13 protein-coding genes are annotated in these 12,196 nt (G+C 51.4%); 8 read left to right on the forward strand and 5 right to left on the reverse strand.

Features of this window, described 5'->3' with window-relative positions; all coding sequences use genetic code 11:
- Positions 1 to 282: 282 nt before the first annotated feature.
- The 3 genes from HFD87_RS08760 to eptA all read left to right on the forward strand — a co-directional run bounded on the left by HFD87_RS08760 (position 283) and on the right by eptA (position 4,152).
- Positions 283 to 1,596, forward strand: a complete 1,314-nt coding sequence (locus HFD87_RS08760) for an FAD-binding oxidoreductase (protein ID WP_167423247.1) — start codon at positions 283 to 285, stop codon at positions 1,594 to 1,596.
- Positions 1,597 to 1,707: 111 nt separating this feature from the next.
- A complete protein-coding gene (locus HFD87_RS08765) occupies positions 1,708 to 1,986 on the forward strand; it encodes an NmrA family transcriptional regulator (protein ID WP_243207469.1) in 279 nt (92 codons plus the stop codon).
- A 516-nt stretch (positions 1,987 to 2,502) separates the two neighbouring features.
- The gene (gene eptA, locus HFD87_RS08770; protein WP_167423248.1) at positions 2,503 to 4,152 is read left to right on the forward strand and encodes a phosphoethanolamine transferase EptA; all 1,650 of its coding nucleotides are present in this window, start codon (positions 2,503 to 2,505) and stop codon (positions 4,150 to 4,152) included.
- Positions 4,153 to 4,441: 289 nt separating this feature from the next.
- Here the strand turns inward: eptA and HFD87_RS08775 are convergent, their stop codons facing one another.
- Entirely contained in the window at positions 4,442 to 5,188 is a 747-nt protein-coding gene (locus HFD87_RS08775) for an NADPH-dependent F420 reductase (protein WP_167423249.1), read from the reverse strand.
- A gap of 100 nt (positions 5,189 to 5,288) precedes the next feature.
- Between HFD87_RS08775 and HFD87_RS08780 the strand changes: the two genes are divergently transcribed.
- Positions 5,289 to 5,657, forward strand: a complete 369-nt coding sequence (locus HFD87_RS08780; RefSeq protein ID WP_031594296.1) for a helix-turn-helix domain-containing protein — start codon at positions 5,289 to 5,291, stop codon at positions 5,655 to 5,657.
- Positions 5,658 to 5,865: 208 nt separating this feature from the next.
- Here HFD87_RS08780 and HFD87_RS08785 read toward each other — a convergent pair whose 3' ends face one another.
- Positions 5,866 to 6,318: a nuclear transport factor 2 family protein gene (locus tag HFD87_RS08785; protein WP_167423250.1), complete on the reverse strand. Its 453-nt coding sequence runs from the start codon at positions 6,316 to 6,318 to the stop codon at positions 5,866 to 5,868.
- Between the two features lie 195 nt (positions 6,319 to 6,513).
- On the opposite strand from HFD87_RS08785, the gene HFD87_RS08790 reads away from it, so the two are divergent.
- Complete coding sequence (locus HFD87_RS08790) at positions 6,514 to 7,044, forward strand: TetR/AcrR family transcriptional regulator (RefSeq protein ID WP_243207470.1); 531 nt, start codon at positions 6,514 to 6,516, stop codon at positions 7,042 to 7,044.
- 248 nt (positions 7,045 to 7,292) lie between these two features.
- Here HFD87_RS08790 and HFD87_RS08795 read toward each other — a convergent pair whose 3' ends face one another.
- The gene (locus HFD87_RS08795) at positions 7,293 to 8,372 is read right to left on the reverse strand and encodes a zinc-binding dehydrogenase (protein WP_029519261.1); all 1,080 of its coding nucleotides are present in this window, start codon (positions 8,370 to 8,372) and stop codon (positions 7,293 to 7,295) included.
- 103 nt (positions 8,373 to 8,475) lie between these two features.
- On the opposite strand from HFD87_RS08795, the gene HFD87_RS08800 reads away from it, so the two are divergent.
- Positions 8,476 to 9,246, forward strand: a complete 771-nt coding sequence (locus HFD87_RS08800) for a helix-turn-helix transcriptional regulator (protein WP_167423251.1) — start codon at positions 8,476 to 8,478, stop codon at positions 9,244 to 9,246.
- 98 nt (positions 9,247 to 9,344) lie between these two features.
- Here HFD87_RS08800 and HFD87_RS08805 read toward each other — a convergent pair whose 3' ends face one another.
- The gene (locus tag HFD87_RS08805) at positions 9,345 to 9,770 is read right to left on the reverse strand and encodes a RidA family protein (protein WP_033768711.1); all 426 of its coding nucleotides are present in this window, start codon (positions 9,768 to 9,770) and stop codon (positions 9,345 to 9,347) included.
- A 141-nt stretch (positions 9,771 to 9,911) separates the two neighbouring features.
- Between HFD87_RS08805 and HFD87_RS08810 the strand changes: the two genes are divergently transcribed.
- Positions 9,912 to 10,508 (forward strand): TetR/AcrR family transcriptional regulator, encoded by a 597-nt coding sequence (locus HFD87_RS08810; RefSeq protein WP_033760897.1) that lies wholly within the window; start codon positions 9,912 to 9,914, stop codon positions 10,506 to 10,508.
- Between the two features lie 89 nt (positions 10,509 to 10,597).
- On the opposite strand, the gene HFD87_RS08815 is transcribed toward HFD87_RS08810, so the two are convergent.
- Positions 10,598 to 11,167, reverse strand: coding sequence for a TetR/AcrR family transcriptional regulator (locus tag HFD87_RS08815; protein ID WP_167423252.1), 570 nt, complete (start codon positions 11,165 to 11,167; stop codon positions 10,598 to 10,600).
- Between the two features lie 136 nt (positions 11,168 to 11,303).
- On the opposite strand from HFD87_RS08815, the gene HFD87_RS08820 reads away from it, so the two are divergent.
- Positions 11,304 to 12,044: a glutathione S-transferase gene (locus tag HFD87_RS08820; RefSeq protein WP_167423253.1), complete on the forward strand. Its 741-nt coding sequence runs from the start codon at positions 11,304 to 11,306 to the stop codon at positions 12,042 to 12,044.
- Positions 12,045 to 12,196 lie beyond the last annotated feature (152 nt).

Raw genomic sequence — 12,196 nt, forward strand, 5'->3', positions numbered from 1 at the left:
AGTTAACAGCGTGACCTGTTCCGTTTCGCTCTCCCCTGCTCGCGCTTTATGAATACCGCTTTGCATATCACTGGTTTCGGTCTTTGACACCAGCAAATAAAACACATAACAGTCGCGTTATAATCTCTTCTTCGAAAATTCGCGCCACCTTTGGTTGTTAAATCAAGAATCATCCACCTGAATTTTACTTGTCTGAAATCAACAATAGTCAGATTATCGCTGGCACAGATATCCCGCTTTGACTTATAAAATTGTTCTATTTTTTAGATAAGGCACAGGGAATTGCGCTACGCATCGATACCATTTAATCACAATCAACTGGGCTGGCCTGCGGGTGAGCATTGTTTTACGCCGCAGCCCATGCTGCGAGAGGATATCACTGCCGACTGGGTTATCGTCGGCGCGGGATTTTCAGGTGTTGCCTTTGCGCGCCGCATGGCTGAAATCAATCCTGGCCTGAAAATTATCATCGTCGACGCGCACAGCACACGGGAAAGCGCATCGGCACGTAATTCCGGGTTTGTTATCGGTCTGCCTCATAATATTGGCAGTTCGACCGCTGAATTAAAAAAGGCCAACGCTTACCGTAACCTGCTTCAGGAAGGCATTCGTCAGCTGGAGCAGGTTATTTCTCAGCATCATCTTCATTGCGACTGGGAACAGGTCGGTAAATATCACTGCCAGGCTGAACGTGGCAGTGATCGTATTTTAAAAGAGTACGCCAGCCAGCTCGATTTAATGGATGAGCCATGGCAGATGTCAGACAGCGAGGAGCTTTACCTTAAACTCGGCACGCGCTTTTACAGCAAAGGGATATATACACCTGGCTGTGTGCTGGTTAATCCGGCGCAGTTGATCGCCGGGCTAAAACACTCTTTACCTGAAAATATTCAACGCTTCGATAATACGCCAGTGCTGGGGATTCGCTACGGCAGCATGGCTGAAGTGCTGACACCGTTTGGCATCATCAAAACGCCAAAGGTGATGCTGGCCACCAACGCATTATCGCCAGAGTTGCGACCAGGACTTTCGCGTCAGGCAGCAATGGCGACCTTCGCCAGCATTACCGATCCGCTGACGGATGAACAACTGGCCACCCTGCCCCCCATGCAGAGCTGGGGGCTTACGCCGGTTAATGCGATTGCCGGTGCAACCTTCCGTTTTACCTCAGACCGCCGTTTCCTGATTCGCCAGCACGTAATACCCGCACTCAGCGGTCAGGTGAATGCCGCGCAGACCTGGCAGGCAACCCAGCTGCATCAGCGCTTATTTCATAAAGTCTATCCGACCCTGGGCAGTGTGAAGATAACCCATACCTGGTCCGGCACCATCAGCGTTACGCGAAACAGCGCGCCTGAATGGGGCATGCTGAACAAATTTATCTGTACGGCGAGTGGCTGTAACGGTGCAGGTGTTTCAAAACAGACCGTGGCGGGCAGTCTTCTGGCGGATTTCATGATGAAACAGGACAACCCATATATTGCGGATATGCTGTCGCTGGGTAAGGCCAGTTTTATGCCGCCATCGCCGGCGCTGGATATCGGCATAAAACTGTCACTGATGAAAGAGCGTTATCTGGGCCGTAAAGAGGTCTGATAATCCGTAACTGTAATCATCGAAACACGGAATATTGCTGAAGTAGCGGCAATTGAACTGATAAGGCGCGACCAGGCCAGCGAAGAATTACCGGTCGAAACGCTCAATCTCGTGGGGCCGGATACGCTCAACGGAGAAGAGGCAGCAGCAGCCTGGCAACAGCTTCTGGGCCGTCCGGTAATTTATGGAGGAGATAATCCGGATGTATTCGAAGCCAATATGGCGGAGTTTATGCCGCGCTGGATGGCGTATGAAATGCGGCTGATGGCTGAACGTTACGTCAGTGATGGGATGATTCCACAAGAGGGCGACCGGGAACGTCTGGTCACACTGCTTGGCCGCCCACTGCATACCTATCGTGACTTTATTACCGCACTCGCCGGAGAGTAATCTGGATCTCTCAGGCTTAAGGACAAGCCTGTAGAGCAATGCTGCGCATGCTAACTATTACGATGCACCACTTTCAGTTGGGGAATTCAGCGGCTCATAGATTGTACTGAGCAGTATCAACAGGTACTGACACAATTTATTCTGTGAGTGCCTGTTCTTATCTTCGGCGACAGCTGCTCTCTGGCGTCTCAATTATCTCACGCCCCTATCTTATCCTTTTCAGCATCTTCACCGTAAAAGTGTGAACCCGACCACATAATAGAAAAGTTAACCGCACAAACTGTAGCAAAAGGTTAATTTTTACTTAACATTTACAATTATGAACCCTTTCTTTCCCAGGCACCTGTCATGCTCAGACCATCATCAAGTGAATGTTTTACAGTGGTAATTTCTATGATCATAGTCATTAGCTTCTTCTACCTGTGGTTCACAGCACATGAATTTTATTAATTATCACTAATCAATTCAGAAATAATCTGTATTGGCTCAATTTTTTCAAGGTTACGGAATACCTTTATGCCACGATTCACAATCAGTCAGCCCGTGATGCACCGCGTTACGTTTATTATATTATTCTCAATTTATATCTCGGTTTTTCTCAATCTCGCCTTTTACCGGCAGGCATATTCACTTATACCGCTAAATGAGCTTAAAAATATTCTTTTTTTGTTCTCCATGCCCCTTGTGGCTTTTAGCGTCATCAATATTGTGGTGACTATTGCCTCATTTCTCTGGCTGGACAGGATAACCATTGCACTATTTATCTTTGTCTCTGCCACGGCTCAGTACTTTATTCAGCACTATGGCATCATTCTTGACCGTTCAATGATCACCAACATGGTGGATACCACGCCAGCAGAAAGCATGGCGCTGCTGACGCCTAAGATGATAGTGGTAATATTTTTTACCGGCATTTTTATGGCTGTACTTGCCTTCTGGCCCGCGTTTAAAAAGTCGGTTCCGGTGTGGAAAGGAGTGCTTGAGCGCGCTTTAAGTCTGGTGATTTCTGTTGTGTTGATAGCCGTGATAGCCATGTTGTTTTATAAGGATTACGCCTCACTGTTTCGTAATAATCACGAGCTGGTGAAATCCCTGAGTCCGTCTAATTTTATTGCCGCCTCGCTCTCTTACTATAATCACCGCGAGCGGGCGAATCTTCCCCTGGTGAAAATAGGCGAAGATGCGCATCAACTCCCCCACATGCTGAACGGCCCTAAAAAAAACCTGACGATTCTGGTTGTGGGTGAAACGTCACGCGCCGCCAATTTTTCTCTGGGAGGTTATTCACGGCCAACCAATCCACTGCTGGCGGAAGATGACGTCGTCTATTTTCCTGACGTCTCCTCCTGTGGCACATCCACGGCGGTCTCCGTTCCCTGCATGTTTTCGAACATGCCGCGCAAGCACTACGATGATGCCCTGGCCAGTCATCAGGAGGGGCTACTGGATATTATTCAGCGTGCAGGGCTGAGTGTTTTATGGAATGAGAACGATGCGGGATGCAAAGGGGCCTGCGATCGGGTCCCTAATCAGGATATGACAGCCCTGAATCTTCCGGGAATGTGTATTAAAGGCGAGTGCTATGATGAGGTGCTTTTCCATGGTCTGGAGGAGTATATCAAACAGCTTCAGGGCAATGGTCTTATCGTTCTGCATACTATTGGCAGCCACGGGCCAACCTACAACCATCGTTACCCCCCGGCGTTCCGAAAATTCACGCCCACCTGTGAAACCAAACAGATTCAGGAGTGTTCTCAGGCCCAGCTGATTAATACTTATGACAATACCATCCTGTATGCGGACTATATCGTCGACAAAGCGATTGAATTACTCAAAGCCCATCAGGAGGAGTTTACGACCAGTCTGGTTTATCTTTCCGATCATGGTGAGTCGCTGGGAGAGAAAGGTGTCTATCTGCATGGCCTGCCCTATGCTATCGCGCCTGAAGCCCAGACTCGCGTGCCGCTGCTTATCTGGCTTTCGCCCGATTACCAGCAGCGTTATGCCGTGGACTACAAGTGCCTGAGCCAGCAAGCCACCACGCAAAAATATTCTCAGGACAACCTTTTCTCAACCATGCTGGGCATTACAGGTGTTCAGACCCGGGAATATGTCAGTTCTGACGATATAGTGGCGTCATGCAGAAATAAGTCGGGTCAAAAATGAGAGTGATAAAGCCCCGGAACGGGGCTTTAATCTGACAGGACGATATCTGAATAATCAGAAGGGCCGGGGGATAAACCGTTGGCCGTCGATTATCACAGTCAGGTTTGCTCAGAGATTTCTCTCACCTGAACGACACAGTGTGGCTATCTGATATTGATTAAAGCGAACCCGACGCGAGCCTCAACGGCATCATGATTATGGCAGTGCCGATAAAGAATACGAAATCAGTGAATTATTAAGTCACCTTAGCCAGATCTGCAATGCAGACAGATTATCCTTCCCACGCAATTCAAACCGGCCAGTTTATGGCACGGTTATTTTCAATAATATCCTGATGAGAGGGCGCATCACCCAGCGTCGCGAAACTGGCATAAAGCTGTGGCAGCCGGGTCAGCCCTTCGCCCTTTCTGGCCAACGCCAGAGCTCGCAGCATCACGGGCGCTTCCCAGTCACAGCAGTAACAAGGTGTGCAGGGCTGCTGACGCCATGATTCAGCGATAGTCCCAGAGAACACAGGATCAAAACCGGTGTCGTTAATCAGTGACATGGCCGTCTGCACACCATCAGGATGATCTCCCGCTACGGCAACTGCCAGACGACCCCGACTTCCCTGCGGCTGGCCCAGATCGGCGAGCGAGTCGGCAAGGATGTTATTAAAAGCTTTAACCACAGGGTGCCCGATTTGCTCCTGAACCCATTCGCTTTCGGTCTGCCCATTATCCAGTGCAGTAATCGGTGCATCGCGCAGGCCAGGATAGTAGTTGCTGGTGTCGATCACCGGGACATGGGATGGAAGGTGATCGAAAAGCCCATCAGGCAGGCTGCTAAGTGCCGGCAGCGGAATGGAGAGAATCACGGCTTCGACGTCTGTAACCGCTCCCCTGATGTCTGTGGGTTCTGCATTAATTTCACCCGCGAAATCACGCACGCCATCAACTCCGCGTGAGTTAGCGATTTTTACCTTGTGCCCCGCTTCACTAAGCTTACGTGCCAGGGTACCACCGATATTACCTGTGCCAATTATGCCGATTTTCATATTTCGCTCCTGATTCTGTGATGAAGTGAGATACCCTATATATTCACTGAATAAACAACAAGAACCGACAAAATAGTGGGTTACTAACCTGAAGGTAAGTATGGAAAGAGACTGGCGTTGTGATATTCCGGAGCAACGACTGGTGTGGGCTCAGGCTACCACCGAGGCGCTGAAGATTATTGAAGGAAAATGGAAGACAATTATTATCTGTCAGCTTTTCGCCGCTAAAGGCCCGCTGCGCTTTTCCGAGCTGGAGCGCCGGATTGAGGGCGTAAATCAAAAAATGCTGATCCAGCAGCTTAAGCAACTGGAACAGGATGGCATCGTGACACGCACGGTGTATCCCGAAGTCCCTCCGCGTGTTGAGTACTCACTTACCGATCTGGGAAAAGCGCTTGGGCCATCAATGACTGCTCTGATTGACTGGGCCTTCCTGCGTCGTGAAACGCTGGGGCTTGATGGCTCCTGAAGCTCGCATTTCAACCCAGTTATACCGCTGTGGCTGAGCGCAGAAAACGCTTAAAATATCTTCTCAGGCACGTCGATTTTCTCAACATGAGTATGAGCTTAAACGCTTCAGGAACCGCGCCCAGAGTGCAAAGAGCTCGATAGTGATTGCACAGGTGAGCAGCTGCGTCAGCATGGAGATCCATCCTGAACGCATGTCACTTCACCAATCAGATGTCATCTGAACGGGTCATGCCGACCGCTGGCCACAAAAATCGCTCTTCATGCGTGCTGTCGAAATCGGGATCGGTATAGATGTGAAGCCGCTTAATTTTAAGCCCATCGAACTGGAAAACGTTACAGTAACGGCCTTCAGAGCGATCCTTTACAGGCCAGGGCGTTCCGTTAGCGCTGATTCCACTCTCAAACCCTTCAACGACAACATGATCGCCCGCAACCAGAATATTCATCCGCTCGAAGTCGTGCTCGATCTTTTGCAGGGTGCTCATCATTCCCTGAGCGGCGCGAGCCACTTCAGCTTTTCCGTATCCCACACCGAACTTTGGAAAGTAGATCTGAATGTCGTCTGTCAGAAGATCCATCATTGACGAATCGCCCGAGTCAAGTTTGCGAAAATAGTCCTTAACAACGGCAACGCGCTGGTTTTGCTGCTCTTCGTTCATGCTCTTCCCTTCTCTGTTTCGGGCCAAACGCTATCATCTGCGCCAGCAAAAAAAATTCAATACTGATCGTTACAGTATTATTACTTCAAAGTTGGACGCAGCCCGTCAATTTTTTCATAATGACCGTTATAGAATCGGAGGGTAAATGGGAAGACATCGCGAATTTGACGCGGAGGTCGCTTTAGAAGCGCCCTGGTGGTGTTCTGGAAAAACGGTTACGAAGGCACCTCCTTTGATGACCTGACACGTGCGACGGGCGTTGCGCGTCCGAGTCTTTACGCCACCTTTGGAAACAAAGAGAGCCTTTTCCGTAAAGCGCTGGAGAGATATGAAGTCAGATATATGGCTTTTATGACCGGAGCACTCCAGGAACCAAACGTTCATGATGCGGTGCGACTCATTCTTAATGGCATGCTGGATACTCACACGCTCGGTGGTGAATGCCGGGGATGTCTCGGTATTAATGGCGCTCTGGCATGTTCAGAGGGGGCTGAGACCATTCGCCAGGAATTGATCACTCGCCGCATTGGCTCGGAGACGGCTTTGCTGGAGAGGCTCAAACGTGCAAAGCACGAGGGCGAGCTTTCTTCATCCGCTGATTGTGAAATGTTAGCTAAATACCTTATGACTATAGCGCAGGGCATGGCTGTTCAGGCCAAGGCTGGCGTAACGAGAGAGAAACTCCAGCCGATGGTGGATTATGTCGTTTCTGGCTGGTCCCGATGACCCCGGGACACCCTTGTCGCTGATCCAGAAAAACCGGCCATGATGCCCCCAATCTTTTGCATCTTTCCCCACGTGCCGGTTGCATTAAAGGGGAAACCGTATTGATTAACGCTGCGGGAGGCGGCGGTGGACATCTTGCGGTGCAGATTGCCCGATGTAGCGACGCACGGTTTATTGCTGTGGTCTCCGGGCGACATGAAGCCCTGATGCGTGAAACAGGCGCAGAGACCTTTGTTGATTACAGAAAGTTATGGACGAACTACCGTCAGTTTAAAGGGGCCACTATTTTCGGCTGCGTGAATAATGGCATGATTAATCTCACTCAGTGCAAATTCCGTTACTGCGTAATGGCTGAGATCCAGCAGTCCTGCCCGGATAAGCCCCACCAGTGTGTAAACAGCCTCATGTTCATACATCCACTGTCCTTTAATCGTGATGAGATTACGCATGATCCACGGATAAGGGAGTGCCAGATCATCGCCGCCCAGCATGCCAACGCCTCCCATCAGCACAGCACGACCATAAGGCCTTACCGACATAATGGCGTTGCGCGCCGCCGATGCCTCAGCTGAAGGCGGGAGCAGGTCGAGCACGGCATCGATTGGCCCACCCGCCGCGCTTTTCATCGCGCTGATATCTTTATCGGCCATGCCGCTCAGCGTGACGGTTTCTATCCGCGAACCAAACCGTTTCCTGAGATCCTGTAAAACCTGCGGGTTGCGTCCGGGTGCAATGACTTTACTGGCACCCATTGCGATAGCGGCCAGAACCGCTGAACTACCGAAATTACCGGTGGCCCCACTTACCAGCACGTTCTCACCGGCTTTAAGCTCCATGGCCAGCAAACCGCCATAAGCCACCAGCAACGTATTGATGGCACACCAGGCTGAGGCGTCAGCAGGATCGATATTACCGATTGGCAGTGCGTTTTCAGTGGGAACACGAATCTGTTCAGCGAAGCTGCCATTCAAATGATACTGCTGGATTTTTTGCCCGCCCTCACCTCGTGCACTCCAGCCCTGCAATACGATTTCAGGTGATTGAGCGTTATCTCTCGATCGGACTGTCGGATCGCAAAAAACCCAGTCGCCGGGTTTAAGCCAGGCCGCATCGGGGCCGGTTTCACGTACCCGACCAATTGCCCCACAGCCGGGAATAACCGGTGGGGGTAAAAGATATTTTCTTTCGCCACTGAATACCTCTCTGGCGTAAGAAAGAATCGGTGCCGCAAAAACATCCACAATCACCTCCCCTGTTCCGAGGATCGGTGGCGGTACATCCTGAATGCTGAGTGGTTTCCCGAACGCTTCGAGCACAGCTGCTTTCATAGTTTCACCCTCATCTTATGTAGAGAAGGTGACTATAAAAGGCCTTAACAGCGGCGAGAATAGACTAGTTTTATACAGGTATAAATCACGACCAGGTTAACCCATGCAGCCAAAAAGTGAATTAAGTCATTTCCTGCGTTCCCGCCGCGCTCGCATCAAGCCTGATAACAAGGGATTACGAACAAGTGAAAGGCGTCGCACGCCGGGATTAAGACGCGAAGAAGTCGCGGCCAGGATTGGCGTCAGCACAGAATGGTATACGAAAATCGAACAGGGACGGGTGGAGACGCTCTCTGATCGCATTGTCAGTGCGCTTGGCCGGGCGCTTGAGCTTGATAAAGTTGAAGTACTGCATCTGCAGTCGCTGACCCGCAGGAAATCCGTTCCCGACAACGACGCGGTCATTACTGAGGGATTGATAAAACTGATTCAGGGCTTAGCAGAACCCGCTTACATTACCAACGCACACTGGGACGTGCTGGTCTGGAACAGCGCAGCAGCAGACCTGATCACAGATTTCAGCCTGATATCCGATGAAGACAGGAACATCCTGATTTTCATGCTGACCACCTCTGAGGCCCGGACGCTGTTCGGCGAGACATGGCATCAGGAAGCCCAGAGAATGCTGGGTCTGTTTCATGCTGACTACGATCGAAATGCGCACAACCCCGCTTTTCAGTCACTCATTACCCGACTTGAGCACGAGTGCCAGGAATTCAGCGAATGGTGGAACCAGCATGTCATCGCAGCGCCCGTCTCCGGAGTAAAGTGCCTGACAGGCAAGGATGGTGTGAGGAGAACCTTTAGTTATTCCAGTTTTATGTCGAATGATGCGCACTCGCTGAAGATGTCGATATATGTTCCTGGAGGTTAACATCTCCTCTTCCTCCACCATGTTCATGGCGGGATAGCTGACCGCGTTCGCTATCCCCTTACTACCCGTTTCAGACCTGGCAGATTGCCACTCATGCTTTATGCACTCTGTGACAGGCTCCGTTGGTCCCGTTGATCGGGAATGCGTGCAATCACCTTGATTTCAAAATCAAATCCCGCCAGCCACGTCACACCCACCGCTGTCCAGTTAGGATAAGGAGGCTGCGGAAAAACGCGCTGCTTTATCTGCATGATGGTTTCGAACTGATGCTCCGGATCGGTGTGAAATGTGGTGACATCGATCAGATCGTCAAAGGTACACCCTGCCGCAGCGAGCGTGGCTGCCAGATTCTCAAATGCCCGTTCAACCTGAGCAGCAAAATCAGGCTCCGGCGTGCCGTCGGCACGGCTGCCCACCTGACCTGAGACAAATAGCAGATCGCCTGAGCGGATAGCCGCTGAATAACCATGCTGCTCATAGAGAGCGTGACGATTGGCAGGAAAAATGGGTTCGCGGGTGATCATAGAATTTCCTCAATAGTCTTTAGGGGATTGCAGGATGCAGCGCACACGAGTTTGATTTAATATACGCGGCGTATGTCACATTAATCACACATACGCCGCGTATGTCAATTAATATACCTCGCGTATGTGAAAGGAGAGTGTATGGCCGCTAAACGTCGCGCTGAAACAATGGAAGAGAACCGGGCAAAACTGATTGCAGCAGCACGCACAGCCTTTGCCGAAAAAGGCTTTGCCGCCGCATCAATGGATGAACTGACGGCCAGCGTAGGTCTGACACGCGGGGCGCTCTACCACAATTTTGGTGACAAAAAGGGGCTGCTTGCGGCGGTCGTCGCACAGGTTGATGGCGAAATGGCCCAGCAGGCTAAAGCGGCAGCGTCTGGGGTGAGCGATGCGTGGGAGAAGCTGGTGGCTGAAGGCATCGCCTATATCCGCATGGCAATGGATGCCGAAGTGCAACGTATTGTGCTGCGCGATGGCCCGGCTTTTCTGGGAGATCCTTCGCAATGGCCCAGCCAGAACAGCTGCCTGGAAGCCACGCGTGAAACGATTACCCGTCTTATCGACAGCGGGATAATGAAGCCGGTCGACGCCGATGCCGCCGCTCATCTGCTGAACAGCGCGGCGCTGAATGCCGCACTGTGGGTCGCTTCCAGCAGCGAGCCGGAAAAGGCGCTGCCAAAGATGATCGACGTGTTCACACAACTGGCAGGCGGCTTGCGCCATAGTGCAATTTAACCCTGAATGTTCACTGCTGCTTTCACTGATAGCCCTGAAGCTCTGAGTGCTGACGCCTGCATCTCTTTCAGGCGCGGTGTCGTTTTAATTCAGTGTGACAGCGGAATCAGGCCGCTCTCCTGATAGGTCGCAATCAGGTTATCATAAATGGTTATATCCTGGCGCGTGCGGGCTATTAACTGCGCGCCAGCAACTGCGGTGTAAATTGCCAGCGCACGCTGCGCATTTTTCTCCGCGTTATCGGGCGACTTTTCGCAAAGGACCTCTGTCAGCCACTTGACGTTCGCATCGACAAAACACTGAACCTCACGCTTCACTTCCTCGGGCAGATCTTCATATTCCGCCGCCATAAAGCTGAAGAGACAGAGCCGGTTGGCATCTTCAAGCGACTTGCGGAAAATCTGCGGATAGCGCTGCAACGCTTCATCCGGTGAGGCACTTTGCTCGCGTATAGTCTTTAAATCCTCAGCCGTATCCTGCCAGTATCGGCTGGCAACCGCGGCCCCCAGATTGGCCTTACTGGCGAAGTGATAATAGATACTGGCATTCTTGATGCCTACCTCGTCAGCGATACTGCGAAAATTAATCCCGTTATAGCCATGATTCTGGGCAGCACTTTTTGCTGCGGCCAGAATGGCTTCCCGCGCGTTCAGGCTCATAACTCAGTTTTCCTTCAGGAGGTGGAGACGCATTATAAGGGGAAAATATTTACCTGCCAACTGGTAGACAGGGATTGACATAAGGAAAGTTCAGCACCACAATCAACCTACCAATTGACAGGTAGGTAACTTAATCATGACTGATATCCACAATGCATCTGCAGTTCCGTCACTCCCCGCGATGAAGATTTATGACTGGTATGATGGCCCTTATCCTGCACGGGTCCGGATTGCCCTGGCGGAAAAGGGATTACTTTCTGAGGTCGAATTTATTCCAGTCAACCTGTGGAAAGGTGAGCATAAAAAACCTGAATTTTTAGCGATCAATTATTCAGGAACCCTGCCGGTTTTAGCGCTGAATGACGGAACGCTGATCGCTGAATGCACCGCCATTACGCAATATCTCGATGTGCTGGATGACAATCCGGTTCTGACTGGCGTCACGCCGGCAGAAAAAGGCGTTATCCATATGATGACCAAACGGGCTGAGATCGAATTTCTTGATGCGGTCAGCGTCTATTTCCATCATGCCACAGCAGGACTGGGGCCGGAGGTGGAGCTCTATCAGAATCCGGAATGGGGTGCGAAGATGCGAGAAAAGGCTATCAGAGGGATGCACTACTTTGACGGCGTTTTACGCTCGCAGCCTTATGTCGCGGGGAATACGTTTTCGATGGCGGATATCGCCGTAACCGGCGGAATGATTTTCGCGGCTTTGGTGAATCTTGCTGTTCCTGACGAGTGTCGCGCCCTGAGAGCGTGGTATGCAAAAATCCAGAGCCGCCCCAGCTATCAGCAATGGCAGACAATGGTTGAAGCGGGCCGCCCTCACGCCGCTCACGCGGTACCTTCGGCTTTGACGTCGTGCCCTTTCTAACAACATGCACTCAAGCTTCAGAGCAGGCCGGGGCCGGGCAGGGGCAGGCAATCCGCAGCGCTGAACAGAATGAGCCTGCCAGGAGAGCCCGCAGGACGCGGGCGAAAGGCGGGGCGGCACAGGATGTGCCATCCCCGGCGGTCCGTCAGGCA

The organism is Pantoea sp. EKM21T, assembly GCF_011800405.1.
In the GTDB taxonomy this organism is placed as follows: Bacteria; Pseudomonadota; Gammaproteobacteria; order Enterobacterales; family Enterobacteriaceae; genus Pantoea; species Pantoea agglomerans.